Raw genomic sequence first — 17,794 nt, 5'->3', positions numbered from 1 at the left:
AGTATTATTCTGCAGTTATCGTGCGGATTCGATAGTTGTTCTCATCTGCAATATAAAATGTCTTGGTCTCTTTGACATACACAATTCCACTCGGTTGATTAAATTGAGCTTTTGTTAATTCGCCATCTGCATACCCTTTTTCATTCGGTCTCCCTGCAAAAGTCTCAACCTTACCTTCCGGAGATATTTTTCGGATACAATGATTGTATCTGTCACATACATAGAAATTACCTTCTTCATCAAAAGTTCCCTGACGGGGTTGTGAAAATTTTGCTGCTTCTCCTACCCCATCGCTCCACTGTACATTATATTCATCATTACGTCTTGCACCGCAAAGTAGAAGAGGCTTACTTAGCGAACGAGTTTCACGATTGTAAGTTGATTTAAACACAACATGCTTATTTTCAGCTGTAAGATAAACAAAGTCTCCACTTGGATGAAATTGCATCGCATAATACATATCTGAATTACCATCAGTCACATGCTGGGATTTTTTTCCTGTTACGGGATCGTCCAACTTATAAACATAACCGTCAGCGCGTTGAGTAAAGAAACAAGTTCCATCCTGCGGATGCATAGCAACAGCATCGCATCCTTTTCCTTTGGCTAATACTCCATAGCTCCCCACTGCACCACTGTATCCCTTATCCTTAAACAGCATGACAACGGCTTTTCCATTGTCATCTCCTTGCACCTGATTAGCCACTAATAACGTATCTTTTGTTGGAGAAAAGCACATGGAATGCATACTACTAATTCCTTGTCCCTGCCCTCCTACAAGCAAGGTAGAAACCTTATCTCCATCAATTGAGATTCTACGTACAGACCGATTATTTTCAAGTAGAAACAGATCACCATTATCGTCTATTTCCAACCAATAAGGAGCCTCAAACTGTGCCTCTTTAAGAGTTCCGTCCACACGCGCAGTTTTACCATCTTTATCTGTAAAGCCGCATAAAGTCCCCACGCGTAGTTGATATTCATATTTGAATTCCTTATCGAAAACATGTTCTTCAGTATTACCTATTCGTACACTAACCTTACCGTCACCGGCACGAATCGGCACTACACAATAGATACAATGTCCGTTAGATCCAATTACAATAGCTTTTTTCCCAGACACTGTTACATTGATCTTCGAAATATCGGTTCCGAAATTCTCACCATAAATAAATAGTTCACCCTGACCTTTGCTAGATTCAGGATAAAAACGGTCAATCACAACCGGCTTAGAAGGATCAAATTCTTCACCTTTAGCGTCATCTTTGCAACCATAGATACAAAGAAGACAACCTAAAAATAGAAAACTGAAACTCTTAAGTTTTTCCATGATTTTGTTTCCCATAATTTTAAAAGATATAATTGATTAACTTTATCGTCAAACACTATGTCCGCCATATTTAACGGCACAAATATAAATAGAAGGATTAGGGATGCTTTTATAAAAGCATGACAGAAATTTCCACGTCTAACAGAAAAACAGAAAACAACACAAAAAAGACAGAAAAGCAGACTTTAATCGAAATGTATAAACTAAACAGCAACATTCATTGACATATCATTACCATAATATATGCCTCCATGACACTATCCAAGTTTCTTTCACTGCCTGATTAAATTAATGATATTTCCTTTTTCAGTCTTTAGCGGGTACTCAACATACGGGTCACATTCTCAAGCAAAGAAGCTCCGCTTGCATGAGCACACATATAAGCAGTTCCATTCTTTTCATCACTTTTCACCGAATAGGTATTTCCCCAATAAGGACCGCAATACATCTCGGGCCACAAGTCACGATTCATGTGTTCGAACCATAGAGTTTTAGCATTATGAAGCAAGAAATTTCTCACTTCCTCACGAGTCCTGTAAGAAGTCGATTCATCCAACACTAAATTAACTGCATAAGGAATGAATACCGCTTTAAAGATTAATCCGTCATCTGCATCAAGACTCCCTTCATTTCTCAATAACCCTTTGTCAACGCAACGACTACTGGAAATGGTATATACTACTGCCGTCTCCGCTTTCTTCAAATAACTACGTTGTTCAGTAATATGATAAAGTAAACGGGCAGCTTCAGCAAATGTACCTTGAGTATACGTCAATGGAGGTTCCTCCACTCTACCATCCGGGAGCATCAGGTTTGCAGTGATAAAGTCATATAGCTTCTGGGCATCTTCAAGATACTTAGGTTCTTTTGTTTTCATATAGAGCTTGCAGGCTACAACACAAGCCGGAGCATTCGTACAAATATAACGAGTATCCTTATCAGCGGGACTAGTCGTTTTCCATGGCAACGCCCAACCTTTCTCATCTTCCTTGCCCTGGGTGACCATATGTGTATCATAAATCTTCTTGGCCATATTGAAATAGGTATCATCGCCCGTTGCCTCCGTCATATGCAACATTGTCGACGAAATCCAAGCCATATCATCTATAAACTCATTCAGGAAGCCCGTCTCATCTCCCTACCCCCTCCAATCATACCAATTATTGGCATGGTTCTCAAACCATAACTTGAAGTAATTCTCATAAGTTGCAGCCCGTTCAGGGTCTTTATCCTTAATACGTTCGTAAGCATATACCAACACATCCATGGCGTGCGCCTGTTGCCAATAAAGATATTGCGTCCTGCCTGGAAGTTTATTCTGAACAGCAGCCCAGAATGTTCCTTTCTCTTTATCCATAAATTGATCTATCAAGACTGAAATACAGCTATCGGAAGCCGCAGCCCATATCTCTTCAGGAGTCTTTGTTTCAGCGTTATTTTCATTTTCATCAGGAAAGGATGCTCCCTCATTTTCGTTACTACATGCTATTAACGAAAAAGTAATTACAGCAAATGCCCAAAATAATCTCTTCATGTTTTTCAATTTAAATATGTTTTTATCAGTAGATTCTCTTATTTCATTTTAAGGAAAGTTATTGCTTGCCCTCCACCTTTTGCCATTACTATATCCAATTCGTCCTCGGAAGTAACCGCCTTTTCGTAAATTCTATATTCTGTCGGGTTGGTCTTCCAGTCGGTTTTCTCCGTATCTGCATAAATAATAGCTTTATAAGACCGATAAGGTTCCAGAAAATCCAGCTTAATATGAACTGTTCTCGCCTCCTCATTGGTAGCTGCGCCCAAAAAGTACTTGTCATCAGCCTTCCGCACAATAACAACAAACTTCCCCGGTTCCCCATCCAAAGCTTTCGACCAATCACAATCGGCATCAAAATCACGAAAGAATTGAAACGCCGGATGCCCGTCGTAGTTATCAATGAGGTCAGATGCCATCTGTACCGGTGAATATAAAATAACCCAGTTTGCCAATTGTTTGGCTAATGTAGTATTTACGCGGCTATTCCCTTTATCAAGTCCATGCCATTTTTTATGTTTGGGTGAACTTTTACTTTTCTCCAACAATATATCAAAAGTTCCCGGAGTATAGTCCATCGGCCCTCCCAATAAACGCGTAAAGGGTAATATCACGTGATGAGAAGGCGGATTACCTTCACTCCAGCCGTTCCACTCCATCCCACGGGCTCCTTCTCTTGACATCATGTTTGGCCATGTTCTGCGAATACCAGTGTCTTTGATCGGTTCGTGCGCATTAATAGTCATGTGATGGGCAGCCGCCAGTTCTACTACTTTCTGATAATGATTCACGCCATATTGTCCGTGATGACTGAGATGATTGGGGAAACCACCCGCATATCCGGTCTTCACATTGATAATCCCCAAGTCTTTATACCACTTATAAGCTTTCTCCATTTGAGCTTCATAATAAGGGATGTTCCCTCCTGTCTCATGATGACCGATAACAGTCACTCCACGTTCTTTTGCATAACGAGTGATTTCTTCTATATCGAAATCTGCAAAAGGTTTCGTATATTCAAAACGTTGATTACCGCCCCAATTCTGCCAACCATCATTCCAACCTTCAAACAAAACACCCCGGATGCCATTTTTAGATGCAAAGTCAATATATTTTTTGGCATTCTCTGTAGTAGCTCCATGTCGGTCGCCCATCGTCCAAGTTTCTACACCAACATGCATTCCCCACCATACACCTACGTATTTCATCGGTTCAATCCAGTCGGTGGTTTCCAACTGACAGGGAGGATTCAGGTTCAGAATCAGTCCCGAATTAATTAAGTCCACAGCTTTATCGCCAATCTGCAATGTTCTCCATGCAGTAGTAAAATGATTCGGTTTCTTCACTTTCACTCCATCGGGCCAAGGAGCCAGATTAGACTTGAAACTCGTACCTTCTCTACGTTGCAGTGTCATTTCGGGAAAGTCGTATAATGCCGCTTCATGAATACTGCCATATACACCGCTATTTGTCTTGAAAGTCATTGGTGTGTTGGCATCTTTAATGGCACTGACCGGTTTTTCCGAATACAATATTTCATAAGTATCAAAGTTAGCCGGAATAGACCACGAAACACCATCTTCAGCAATATTGAATGTAGTCAGTTCATCCATTACAAAAAGAGAATCGACACTTGGGACATCATATTCATAACGGAAACCAACTCCGTCATTAAAAGCACGAAAACGAATTGTCAGGTTTACTTTGCTATTCTTCAAGTGAACGGCCAACTCATTATAATGCTCACGCATGGATTTATTTTCTCCCCATGGCTGAGTCCAATGCTCGTCTTTTGTATGAAAGCTTGTCTTTCTGAGTTTGAACTCATTCGCCAGATTTATATTATTCTTCTCTATAAATCCCAAAACAGAGGGTGAAATCAACATTTTACCATCGCGAAGGAGTTGATAAGTCGGGGTTCCGCCAGCATCCAAAGAGAATACGATTGTATTTCTACCATCAGGTGACGACACCTTCTTATCATTAGCCGCCTGCAGACAATTTACATAAAAAAATGCCAATAACAATAAGCTTAATACTTTTACTTTCATCTTCTTTCTTATTAATTATTTTATTATCGTATTGTAAGAGCGCACGGTTAACTCAAAATTCATCGACTTTCTGTTCGGTCCGGATTTTATCCAATTCCTTTTGTAAGCGTGCCGCCACCTTATCATATTTCGGATTACCATACAAATTGTGTAATTCATTCGAATCTTCCTTTAAGTCATACAATTCATTGTAGTTAATCCCATTCCCGTAGAAATGGATTAATTTATAACGACTGTCACGTATCCCATCGTGACGGCGCACATTATGCACTGCCGGATAATCATAATAATGATAATACAAATATTTACGCCAGCCAGAAGGAGCCTTTCCCTTATTCTTGAAAAGAGGAGCCAATGACGTTCCTACCATAAAATCCGGTTTATCAATACCTGCCATATCCAGAAAAGTAGGAGCATAATCAATGTTCTGAACCAGTGCATCAGATACCGTGCCAGCCTTAATCCTTGTCGGATAGCGGATGATCAACGGAGTACGGAAAGATTCTTCATACATGAAACGCTTGTCAAACCAGCCATGCTCACCCATATAGAATCCCTGATCGGAAGTATAAACAATAATGGTATTATCCATCAATCCCTCTTTCTCCAGATAAGCCAACAATCGTCCGACTTCTTCATCAACAGATTTGATACAACGCATATAATCTCTGATATAACGCTGATATTTCCACTTCAGCAATTCGTCTCCCTGCAGGTTTTGCTCGATAAACTTCCGGTTACGGGGTTCATAAGCTTCAAGCCACTTCTTACGGTCTGCCGAATCCATGCGGTTCAATGATCCCTCCATGCTCCGGATACTCCAGTCATCCTTCAATCCCGGTCGGTCGCCCAGCTCCCGCACCTTCAGGTCATATGCCAATGAAAGGTCTTTGGATATGCTCATCTGTTGCTTACGCGCAGCCTCACCACGGGTAGCATAATCATCTTTGAATGTTGCCGGATAGGGAAACTCTACCTCTTCATATAAATCCACATATTTCGTATCAGGCATCCAGTTCCGATGCGGAGCCTTGTGGTGTACAAACAGGCAGAATGGTTTATTCCTGTCTCTTTCTTCCAGAAATTCAATGGCATGGTCGGTGATCAGGTTGGTTACATAGCCTTTCTCTTTCACATATTTTCCATTCGTTTTTTTACTCCTGAAACCCGGATTATAGTATTCACCCTGATCCCACAGGATATGATAGTAATCAAAGCCCTTCGGTTCACAACGCATGTGCCACTTACCAACTACTCCGGTTTCATAACCATTCTCCTTAAGTATCTCCGATACAAATACATGCGCAGTGTCAATGCCCGCATCCAGACGACGTTGCCCGCTTTGATGGCTATACAGCCCCGTCATCAGGCAAGCACGACTGGGAGTAGACAAAGAGTTCTCAACAAACGCTTGCCGGAACAGCATACCTTCAGAGGCCAAGCGATCCAGATTGGGAGTCGGAGCCTGCACGGAAAGCGGATGTCCGTAAGCACTAATGGCTTGATAAGAATGATCATCCGTCATAATGTGGATGATATTAGGACGTTGCTGCACTTCTTTCTGTGCAGAGGCATCAGACAGCACAAAAAACATCGGCACAGATGCACAAATAAGGTTCATTTTGTTATTCATGTTCTTCTATTTTTTCAATCTCGTCAAACGCAACTGATCTATCAGTGCCTGATTGACATTAATATTCATATTTTCATTATGAGGTTCAAATGAAAGTGAAATGGTGTGTTCACCAGGTGTCAGATGAACCTGATGGCTATTGCTCCATCCCCAATTCTCCCACGCATTCATCCCACGCTGTGGGAATATCGAAACTCCCGACAAGTGATTATCTACATACAAGGAACGAATAGCACAACGGTTATCATCAGCAATGGTATTATTGCCGTTTGCGTATCTCCAGTCAATCGCATAAAGGCCTTCATCTTTAATTGATACCGGAATTTCAATCATAGTATTCTCTTTCTTGTCAATGTTGACAAAGCCTGTCCCCATGAATCCTTTGTGTTTCCTTTCTGACTTTGGTGCATAATCTTCTACTTCGTATGTGCTATGCTCTTCAATTACTATCGGTTCACTCGCAAATGAAGCCGTATATTTATCTGCGGCAACAGCGATTACCTGATATTCACCATACGCATCCTCCGGCAAACGATAATGAGTTGTCTCAACAAGCTGACATATCTTACCATTTCTCAAAATCCGGTAAGCAACGGCACTTTCTATTTTATTCCAAACTATCTTATTCGAGTCTTCCAGTTTAATAACCGGAGTCTCGATAGAAGCAATAGCTGGTTGCAAATTAACACCTTGCTTTTTGAGTTCATTGTTGGCCATGACAATCTTCACGTCATGATGTCCTGTCAATGTGCCGGCTACTATCGGATTCTGCTTCTTTCCATCCAGATAAAAGGCTTTAATCTTATTTCCATGACCCTCTACCTCAATATCGAGTGTAGAACTACGGTATGGAAAATTCTTTAGTATACGCCTGCCAGTCAACGCCTTCGGAACGAAAGGCTTAAACAACAATTGTTCGTCATCAAAATGGATGCCCATCAACAACTTGTACACAATGCTTAAGTTTCCTGACAAGCTCCATAGCATATTACTTGAATTAATTTGCGTACCTCGATAGTTACCTGTACTTAGCACAAAGTTTTCCTTATTGGTAACAAATAAGGCAGCTGCACGATAAATACTTCCAACCGCGTGAAGAACAGCCTCTTCATTCCCCGCCATAGCTGCAGCATGCATCCAATAAGAAGATACAAAAGGCCAAACGGCATTATTATGGTAAGGAGGTATATTGGGAATTTCCGGATAGAAAATCGGTGTTCCGAACTCGCAGACCGGAGCATTGCGGATAATTTCCGCACGTTTCCCGGCTGGCGCAATTCCCCACAGTATTGCTAAAGACTCGCCTAATGATTCACTTCTGGAAGAAAGTATATTATAATTGCGTCCGTACAAAAACTGGGCATAATAACCTTTCTCCGGCATCCACAAATAACGATTAACCGCATCGGCAACCTGCTTCGATCTCGTGGCATATTTCTTTTCAGCCACCGTATCACCCATCCTACCTGCCATACAACTCAAAACACGGAGGGCTTCCACATGCACCGCATTAGTTCCCAAACACTTCGATTGGAATATATCTACAGGTTGCATCCAACGGGGATAACTCTGATTTCTCCAATCAATAAATGAAGATTCGCCCATCACCAGCCCTGTCTTTTCATCATAGACAGTGAGATAATCATCTTCCACTGATTTACGGATAATCGGATAGACTTTCTCCAACCACTCACGGCTTCCCGTCACCTTATAGATCTCCCAAGCGGCAACAGCCCAAATCATACGGTCGGTACTGCAGGGCCAACTTCCTCCAGTACCCGTATCCTGAATGATACGTCCGAAACGGTCTACTTTCCGGAGCAAACAGTTCATCGAGACTTTAGGTTGCATATAAGCCATGCTCAAAATAATACTATAGCTTACATCACGTGTCCAAACTCCCGGAAAGCCGGAGCCCGTGCGCAATGTACTATCCGGTTCGATAGCATTGACCATTTCATCCAAAGACATATTATACAATGTATGCTCAAGTAAAAAAGGAGTTTGAAGTTGGGGATAAAAAGCCAAGTCATACTTAGGTTTCCATTCTCCTTTAAAATCCCTAGTACGTTCCTCCTCAAAATTAGAAGATAGATGGACAGGAGACAGTGCTTTACCTGTAAACTCCCCCTGTTCAATACGATCTGTATACCAGGCATACTTGTCATTCTTAAAAATAAGTCCATCAGACTGTGCATAAGAATGTCCTACAGAACAAACTGTAGCAATCGACGCGATAAAAAAAGTAGTGTATCTCATAATTTTCATTCTATAATCAAATCTCATTTTATTGCAGCTAAGCGGGCGTACATCTCCACAATGGCAGCTTGTGTCAATAACCATTTGCGATTCTCCTTTTCTTTGCCACTAAAGTCGACATTAAACAAGCCATTCTCTTCACGGGCATATTTCCAAGCACAATCCAAACTTTTCTTAAAAGTGTCCAGATATGTCTTGTTTTTATCTTGCTTATACAACTCAATATAGCCTCTAAGCATTATAGCAGTGAACCATATATCTCCCTTTCTGATTAGCTTAACAGATGATTCATCAGGAGTTGTAACATAATTAAAAAAGTAGCAATAAGCCTCTTTCGCAATATTCCGGGCATCCGTAAGATAAGCAGAATCGCCTGTCAGCTCAAACAATAATGCCGCAGCTTGCATCATTTGCCCGCTATTATATGCAAATTTCGCCTTTCCTATTTTTCCATCCAACTCTATGTGGTCAAAATAGAGATAATCCGTTGTATCTTGTAGTTTTTCTTTTGTCCATTCATATTGTCTTTCGGCTTCTTTAAGGTATATGCTTTCATGAGTTTCCTGATATATTTTCAATGCTAATACCGCAGCGGGAGCATTAGAGCAAGTATTTTTAGTATCTTTTCTCTGTTCACACCAATAAATACCACCACCTAATTTATCATCTGTCCCACTTTTTACAAACCTCCATATCGCCTTTGCTTTCTCCAAATATTGTTGTTCACAAGTCAGCCGATAGAGATCTATAAAATCAATACCCAACCAAAGGTTATCATCATAAAAGCGGTCGGAAACCGGAGCTGTTGAGATATAAGAAGAGTAAGCATGAGGTTCCCTTTTCCGGTCGTAATATGCTTCCAAGCCGGGTAATATGCTGTTTTCCAGAAGTTCCTTATAGATTTTATCACCTGTCGCCTCCAATAGAGCAACTCCCGCAGAGAATACGCCTGAATAAGGCCACAAATAAGCGTATTGATTGAAGCCTCTCTGGCTGCCGGACGCCAGACTGGGTATAGAATAATATGTATCAGAAGGATAATTCTCGTGAAGCAGACAAGTGGTATCTATGGCATAATTGGTATAAAGGGAGGTAAAAGTCTTCTCAGCCCTCTCTAACCAAATGTTCCGCTCAATAGGATGAGAAGAACAGGCAAGCAATAGAAACATGGACAACAACGTGCCCCAAACAGGAATCAATTTCATAGTCATTAGTATTCTGTAGATGTTCTGATGCGGCAAATATAGGAAGAAGCAGAAGTGGGGTTTATACAAATGCATGACAGAAAATTCCATAATTAGCAGAATAACAGAAAATAATACAAAAATGACAGAAAAGCATACTAATATCTTTTATGTGCCTAACCAGCATCAACACTCCATCCCGAAAAAAGTCATTTTTCTCATGTTTTTTATCTTTAAAAAAAGGTCTCATCCAACAAAATTAGTACATTTGTCACAATCAATCCTATGCTAAATATACTCCAATACTATAAGTACAATGAAATGTAAAAAAGGTTTATTCAAACTACTTCTAGCATTTTCGATGCTTCTTCATGTCCAAGTTTCCTCTGCCTATAATTTACACCAATACTCCAATAAAAACGGATTATCCAATAGTGCAGTTTTGTCCATTTGTCAGGAACAGAATGGAATGATATGGATAGGGACTTGTGAAGGACTGAATATTTTCGATGGTACCTCTATTCATGAATATACTCCAATCAATAGAAACCAGACCCTGTCGGGCAACCTGATAAATAAAATCATCGAAACCGAGAAAGGAGTCATATGGGTAGAGACACCTTATGGGCTAGACCGGCTGAACACTCAAGAACAAACGATCCAAAGCTTCAGGGAATTTAAGGATGTTCGTTTGGCCGCAAGCCAGACAAATGATGTTTTCATATTGAAAGAGAACGGAAGTATTTATTATTATCAGAAAAAAGAAAAACAAGTGAAGCCACTGATAATTCAGGCACTTAATCCAAATCATATCTTAGGAATGACTATAGATAACAATAACAGGTTATGGTTATTTGCTTCTAACGGTAATACGCAAAGTTATCAAATAGAAAGAAGCGGTGATGAAATCAAGTTAATTCCACATACGATTTTCAAGAATAATATCGAACTACGATGGGCCTTTTCTGATAAAGACCAGGCTTTTTTTATTGACGATTCCCTCTCTCTTTATGAATACAACTTCCAAAACCAAAGATTATATTATGTCTTTGATTTAGCGGACGAAATAACAAAACGCGGAGATATCTCCTCTATTGTCAAGTCACAGAATGATTTCTATATCGGATTCAAAAGCAGCGGTTTAGTAAAACTTACCTACCTGCCTGACCAGAAAAATAAATACCAACTGGAAAACATTGCCATCCAATCCGGTATTTTCTGCCTGGTAAAAGATAAATATCAAGATATTATCTGGATTGGAACAGATGGACAAGGACTGTATATGTACTTTAATGACACATTTACAATCACTAACACAGCATTGGACACTCCGACTTATCAAGTAAACCATCCTGTACGGGCACTATTCTACGACGAAGAATCGACTTTATGGGTGGGAACAAAAGGAGGAGGTATTCTACGCTTCCCCAACTATATCCCCCACACACAACACTCGTCTCCTTTTGAGCGATTATTTGCCGGCAATACTCTATTGGGAAATAACTCTGTATATTGCTTTGCTCCCAGCCGATGGAAAAGAATATGGATTGGCACGGAAAATGGTATAGACTACTATTCTTACAAAGAAAAGAAGATTCGTAATTTTCCGGTCACTGCCAGCGGAAAACCTGTGAGATATATACATTCTATCAATGAAATAAACGACAGTACATTGTGGATTGCCACAGTGGGAGAAGGCATTATAAAGGTATCTTTTTCGACAGACGGAACAAATCCGGTCGTAAAGGAAGCCAAACGGATAGTAATGAACGAAGGACGGGCAAACTCCAACTATTTCTTTACCTCTTATCAGGAAAACGATTCGACAATCTGGTTTGGTAATCGCGGATATGGAGCCTACCGACTTAATACCCTGACTGAAGAGATCACGCCATACTACATGGAGAATGCCCCAAGTCAAACCATTAATGATATTTTTGCCATTCATAAAAACTCCCAAGGATACTGGTTAGGCACTAGTGCAGGACTACTGCATTATCAATCCGGCAAGTATCAGCTTTATAATGATACAGATATTTTCCCCAGTAAAACAATCCACGGGATTCTGGAAGATCAACAAATGAACCTTTGGCTTAGTACAAACCAGGGATTAGTTCGTTTTGACCCGACAAAGAAGAACTTTCAGATATATCAGCAACAGGGAATGCTTGCTGTCAGAGAATTCAGTGATGGTGCTTTCTTTAAAGACCCATGTACCGGCACACTCTTTTTTGGGGGAACGAACGGGTTTGTTACAATCAGTATCAATCAATACCAACCCAAACTTCACTCTCCCGCTATTCAGTTTACCGATTTGTCCATATTCGGAACTGAATACAATATTCACAATTTCATGGACACACATAGCCAGCCGGAAGCTCTTACCTTAAATTATAATCAGAATTTCTTCTGTATTTCTTTCAATGCGATTGATTTTATCCATGGCAACAATTATACATATTCCTATAAAATAGAAGAACTAAGTAATCATTGGATAAAAAACGGTAAATCCAATCAAGCCATCTTCTCCAATTTAGCTCCGGGGAAATATACCTTGCTCGTAAAATACAAAAACAATATTACAGGCCAAGAAAGTGATATTCAATCACTCATCATACACATCACTCCCCCGTGGTATATGACAGGATGGGCATATACGGGATACATTCTCTTAATCATTAACATAGCTATATGGCTGATTTTCCTGGGTATTAAACGATACCGGAAGAAACAGAATGCAATACTGGAGCGTTTAACTCTTCAGAAGAAAGAAGAAATCTACGAGTCCAAACTTCGTTTCTTCACCAATATCACTCATGAGTTTTGCACCCCGCTCACATTGATTTATGGTCCTTGCGAGAAAATTCTATCTCATGCCAATACCGACCCATATATTCAGAAATACGGGCAAATCATTCTACAGAATGCAAAGAAGCTCAATGAATTAATCCTTGAGCTGATTGAATTCAGACGACTTGAAACCGGTCACAAGCAACTTAGCATCATCCGTTTATCTGCGTCTGAAAATATACAGAACATGGCTGCCTCATTTAATGAACTGGCAGAAAGTAGAAATATAAACTACCAGTTAAAAATAACGCAAAATATCGACTGGAATAGTGATTTAAGCTGCTTGAACAAGATTGTAAACAATTTGCTCTCAAATGCATTTAAATATACACCGGATAATGGCTCCATTGTTATAGAACTTAAGGTAGAACAGGAACAGCTCTATATTTCGGTTTCTAATTCCGGAAAAGGAATTGCCAAAGAAAATCTGGATAAGATATTCGACCGATATAAGATTCTGGATAACTTTGAAACTTCCAGTATCTACTCACGAAGCGGATTGGGACTGGCCATATGCCATAGTATGACAAAGCTCCTTTCCGGCAATATCGAAGTGACAAGCATTCCGAACGAAATCACGACTTTCACAGTCACTCTGCCCAATCTCCCACTGTCTGAAGAACATGTGGAATACCAGCCCAATGATCTGACACAAAATCCGGCATTTGAATCCCTGTCTGTACCCGGACAGGCATCTTTACCATTCGATGCCAATAAACAAACGGTCATGATTATTGATGATGACACTTCAATGTTGTGGTTTATATCCGAACTTTTTGCAGATACGTATAATGTACTTTCTTTCAACAATGCCGAAGATGCTTTGAAACAACTAGAGATAAAGCAACCTGATTTGATTATATCCGACGTAATGATGCCGGATATAGACGGTATTCTATTTACTCAAAAAGTGAAAGAAAACAAAGTATGGTGTCATATACCTCTCATCCTGCTATCTGCCCGCCATCAGTCTGAAGAGCAAATTAAAGGAATAGAGGCGGGAGCTGAAGCCTACATAACGAAACCTTTTAATAGTAACTATCTCAAAAAGATTGTCCAAAGACTAATACAGAGGGAAGAAGACTTAAAGAACTATTATAGTTCTATTGCCAGTTCTTTCCAGCTGGATGATGGCCGCTTCCTGCATAAAGAAGACAAACAGTTCTTTGACAACATGATGGAGATTATCAACAGCAATATCGCCAATCCCAATCTGTCAGTAGAAACACTTAGTAGCGAACTTAAATGTGGTGTCCGACAGTTCTATCGCAAACTGAAACAGATTACGGACAAAACGCCGGCAGATATTATTCGGGAATACCGACTGGAGACTGCCAAGCAATTGCTCTTCTCTTCAAATTTCTCTATTGATGAAATTATGGATAAAACGGGATTCAATAATCGAAGTACCTTCTACAAACTATTCTCACAGAAATTCGGATTACCACCCCGGCAATATAGAGAAGAAAATAAGAACCAATTCAAAGAAAAGATTCAAGATAAAAATAAAAGTCAGGGAGAGTAATTAAAAAATATGTTGGACATGAAATCTTTGACGACTATTATTATCATTGTAATTTATAGTCTGGATTTATGAATTTAAGGCTGCTATATTCAGAACATAGATATACAAGGATGTTATTTTATGGATGTAATATTACAATACTTATTATTTACTTTGTATTTCCACTTTTCACTTTCTTCACGGAAAGATAAGTTTCTATCCGATAGCCATTTCCTGTGAATCAAAACCGGAGAGTACTAGTTTCACAGTTCTTCACAGCCTTCACTGTGAAATAAAACGATAGTCATGTATATGGATGACTATAGTCAGCTATTCAGCCGACTACAGTTGTCTTACAGGTCAATTGCAGTCGGCTTATAAGACAACTATAGTCGACTATCTATTGATAAACGCTAAACAAATGAGAAAGAGACGACTTATCTGCATTAAGAAAGGACATTTTTATCGAAGAAGCATGACGTCAATGATATCGCTTGACAACATACAATATCGGGAAATTTGTATCCGGTGAAGAGTGTGAAGGGCTGTGAAAAAGCAAGCAGTGCTGTTCATTCACAGGAGATATCTGAAAATAAACGGTTTAGCATGATGTGAAAAAGGTGAATAGAAGAATAAGACTGAACATTGTACTTATCCGCATAATCTACATTACAGAAGATAAATCCCGGACCGATGTAAAGACATCGGTCCGGGATTTACTGTTTTCCATTAACGTTTTAGTTTCAATTCCAGTACATGTTCTCCCGCTTCTAGTTTTACTACACGTTCTCCCTCCACATTGTCGGGTGCATAAAAGGTAGCAGTGCTATTTGCAGGGACAGTTACCTGATAGACAATACGGTTCTTTTTGCGTTCCCATTTTGAACAGATTTCACCATAAGGCGATTGATGTCTGGCTTCGAACTGATTTAGTCCACTGGGGAAATTAGGGCGAAGGAGGATATGTTTGAATCCGGGATTTTCGGGGTCAGGGAAGATTCCGCCCAATCCTTTATAAAACCACCCGCCAATTTCACCAAACATCATATGATTGTCTGAAATGTCGCGCGTTGCATTCAAATCCCAGTTCTCCAGCAAGGTGGTAGCACCATTGGCAATCCAACAGCCCCATGATGGATAAGTATCTTGTACGGCTAATTTATAAGCCGTTTCGGCTTCACCGTTCTCACTCAACGCATTCAATATAGCTTTTGCTCCCAACACACCTACATCCAAATGAAAACCGGCTGCCTCTACCTGTTTTGCAAGATTCCTGGCCACTTTCCTCTTCAGTTCTTCGGGAACAATCCCCCATTGCAAGGGAACGCTCTGTTCTGTCTGGACTCCGCTACCATAAATACCCGTTTCTCTATTCAAGAATTTATCATTAATCGCATTCTTTATCTTGTCGGCAAGGGCAGAATAATACTCGTAATCTTCCGTTTTATTAAACATCTTTGCGGCATTGGCAAGTATCTTGGTATCCACGTAGAAATAGACAGAAGAAGTCAGTTCCTTGGAAGAATGGGATTTAACAGGCACCCAGTCTCCTCTTCCCCACGAGGTTAATCCGGTTGGACTAGTACGATCCACATAGTCTACATACCGTTTGATGTTCTCATAACAGTCCGCCAATAGTTTACTATCACCGTAAAACATATAAATATTCCATGGAATGATGGCGATGGTACTCGTCCAGTCCAGCCCATTATCCGTGCCATATCCCCAGCCTCCTGTAGGGATAATGTCAGGTAATACGCCATTGGGCTGTTGCTCGTCTCTGTGGTCGGCAAGCCATTTCTCGTAGACAGTGATACCGTCATAATTGTACAATGCCGTTTCAATAGCAAAGTGACCGTCGCCCGTCCATCCGTTTTTCTCACGCTGGGGACAGTCGGTAGGATAACCCATTAAGTTGGATAAATAAGCATTATTCGTAGCCCACCAAAGACGGTTGATAAGTGCATTCGAAGTATGAATCGTCCCTTTCTGCGGAACATCACTATGCACAAAGTAGGCAGTCAGACTATTTTCATTCAGTACAATGGGGTTATTGCTTGTTACTTCCACGTATCTGAAACCTTTATAATTGAATCGTGCCATAAACTCATCCTCTCCTTTCCCGCTCAAAACCAGCATATCCGTTTGGAAAGGATCGGAGTTGTCTACCGGGCGGTGATACACATCAATATTTGACGTATTCACTCGTCCGTTGTCATACAACCGCTCGCCATGTTTCAACCTCACGACAGTTCCTTCTTCTCCGGATACTTTGATGCGGGTGACACCTGCCATATTACGGGCAAAATCAAATACATACGTTGTGTCATTGAGCTTTTTCCATGTCTTTACAGGAATTGTTTCTACCGCACGGATCGGCTGCACTTGTTGAGACACTACATTTAGTGAAGGAACAGCCCTATATCCTACCCCACTCCATTGGGAATCATCAAAGTCCGCTGTGTTCCAACCTTTTTGCTCCAGGCGGGCGTCGTAATGTTCGGCTGTATAAATACTATTGAAGACTAATGCCCCCGATGAAGTTTTCCAGTCGCGCTCTGTAGAAACCACTTCAACGGAACCGTCTTCATACGTAATCCGCACATCCATACAGAAAGCAGGGCGGTTGCGCCACGGTGCACGGTGGAAATCCCACACAGCCATCGACTGATGATTATACCATCCATTACCCAGCAATACACCAATCGCATTCCGTCCCTTCTGTATTTGAGGGGTAACGTCATAAGTTACGTAGAAATTACGTCTGTCGAACCGGGTATATAGCGGGTCCAGTCTATGATTTCCTATTTTCTCGCCATTGATGTACAGTTCATACAAACCTGCCACGGCAATGTATGCCCTTGCTGACCGGACACTCTTCTTTGCATCAAACACTTTCCGGAAATAAGGTGCAGGTTGATAATTAATATCCCTGTTATCCCCAATCCAGGCGCCCTGCCAGTTCTCCATCCCCATCATTCCGGTTTCAAAACAATTGATATCCGAAGAAGATTGGATTCCATCCTGATCCCATACATTCACTTTCCAATAATACTTGGTGAATGGGGTGAGGCCCTCGCCCGAATAAGTAATTAGAATCTCTTCAGTATTCTTTTTGCCTGAATCCCAAGTATCTCCTTTTCCGGCAACAAGTTGAAGAGAGTCTTTACCCACCATGACTTGATAAGCTGTTTGTCGTGCCCCTCTCCGGGTATCATTCAACATCCATGATAACCGGGGAGCAGGATTATCCACTCCCAGAGGATTCACTAAATAATCGCAAGCCAAATTCACGGGTTTGCAATTGCCCGGTACCTGCACCTGCGAAAATGTTGTTTGCAACATTAAAAAGAGTAGCCCCGATACTAATGTCAATCGTTTCATTTTATTCAAAAATTAGTCTGTATTTTCTTTCCGTCTCATAAAGAGCATATTGCGCGCTAATTTAC

Annotated in this window: 9 protein-coding genes; 1 reads left to right on the top strand and 8 read right to left on the bottom strand. The window is 40.6% G+C overall.

Going from position 1 to position 17,794, the window contains the following annotated elements:
- Positions 1-4: 4 nt before the first annotated feature.
- From AB3G73_RS17915 to AB3G73_RS17885, 7 genes are all read right to left on the bottom strand, one after another.
- Complete coding sequence (locus AB3G73_RS17915; protein ID WP_195649689.1) at positions 5-1,345, bottom strand: IPT/TIG domain-containing protein; 1,341 nt, start codon at positions 1,343-1,345, stop codon at positions 5-7.
- A 298-nt stretch (positions 1,346-1,643) separates the two neighbouring features.
- A complete protein-coding gene (locus tag AB3G73_RS17910; protein WP_367745443.1) occupies positions 1,644-2,438 on the bottom strand; it encodes a glycoside hydrolase family 76 protein in 795 nt (264 codons plus the stop codon).
- A 30-nt stretch (positions 2,439-2,468) separates the two neighbouring features.
- Positions 2,469-2,864 carry a hypothetical protein gene (locus tag AB3G73_RS17905; RefSeq protein ID WP_367745293.1) on the bottom strand — a complete coding sequence of 132 codons (396 nt, stop codon included), beginning with the start codon at positions 2,862-2,864 and terminating at the stop codon, positions 2,469-2,471.
- Between the two features lie 38 nt (positions 2,865-2,902).
- Positions 2,903-4,915: a glycoside hydrolase family 97 protein gene (locus tag AB3G73_RS17900; RefSeq protein ID WP_234131726.1), complete on the bottom strand. Its 2,013-nt coding sequence runs from the start codon at positions 4,913-4,915 to the stop codon at positions 2,903-2,905.
- Between the two features lie 52 nt (positions 4,916-4,967).
- Positions 4,968-6,509 carry a sulfatase gene (locus AB3G73_RS17895; RefSeq protein WP_367745442.1) on the bottom strand — a complete coding sequence of 514 codons (1,542 nt, stop codon included), beginning with the start codon at positions 6,507-6,509 and terminating at the stop codon, positions 4,968-4,970.
- A gap of 45 nt (positions 6,510-6,554) precedes the next feature.
- Complete coding sequence (locus tag AB3G73_RS17890; RefSeq protein WP_258978944.1) at positions 6,555-8,807, bottom strand: hypothetical protein; 2,253 nt, start codon at positions 8,805-8,807, stop codon at positions 6,555-6,557.
- A 23-nt stretch (positions 8,808-8,830) separates the two neighbouring features.
- Positions 8,831-9,976, bottom strand: a complete 1,146-nt coding sequence (locus tag AB3G73_RS17885) for a glycoside hydrolase family 76 protein (RefSeq protein WP_229128636.1) — start codon at positions 9,974-9,976, stop codon at positions 8,831-8,833.
- 331 nt (positions 9,977-10,307) lie between these two features.
- Between AB3G73_RS17885 and AB3G73_RS17880 the strand changes: the two genes are divergently transcribed.
- On the top strand, positions 10,308-14,366 hold the full coding sequence (locus AB3G73_RS17880; protein WP_234131728.1) for a hybrid sensor histidine kinase/response regulator transcription factor: 4,059 nt from the start codon (positions 10,308-10,310) through the stop codon (positions 14,364-14,366).
- Positions 14,367-15,074: 708 nt separating this feature from the next.
- Here the strand turns inward: AB3G73_RS17880 and AB3G73_RS17875 are convergent.
- Positions 15,075-17,729 carry a glycoside hydrolase family 78 protein gene (locus AB3G73_RS17875; RefSeq protein ID WP_195649682.1) on the bottom strand — a complete coding sequence of 885 codons (2,655 nt, stop codon included), beginning with the start codon at positions 17,727-17,729 and terminating at the stop codon, positions 15,075-15,077.
- Positions 17,730-17,794: the final 65 nt, after the last annotated feature.

It is taken from the genome of Bacteroides sp. L008, from assembly GCF_040812255.1.
GTDB lineage: Bacteria > Bacteroidota > Bacteroidia > Bacteroidales > Bacteroidaceae > Bacteroides > Bacteroides vicugnae.
The sequence above is the reverse complement of the archived record's forward strand: the minus strand, read 5'-3'. Positions and strand labels throughout refer to the sequence as shown.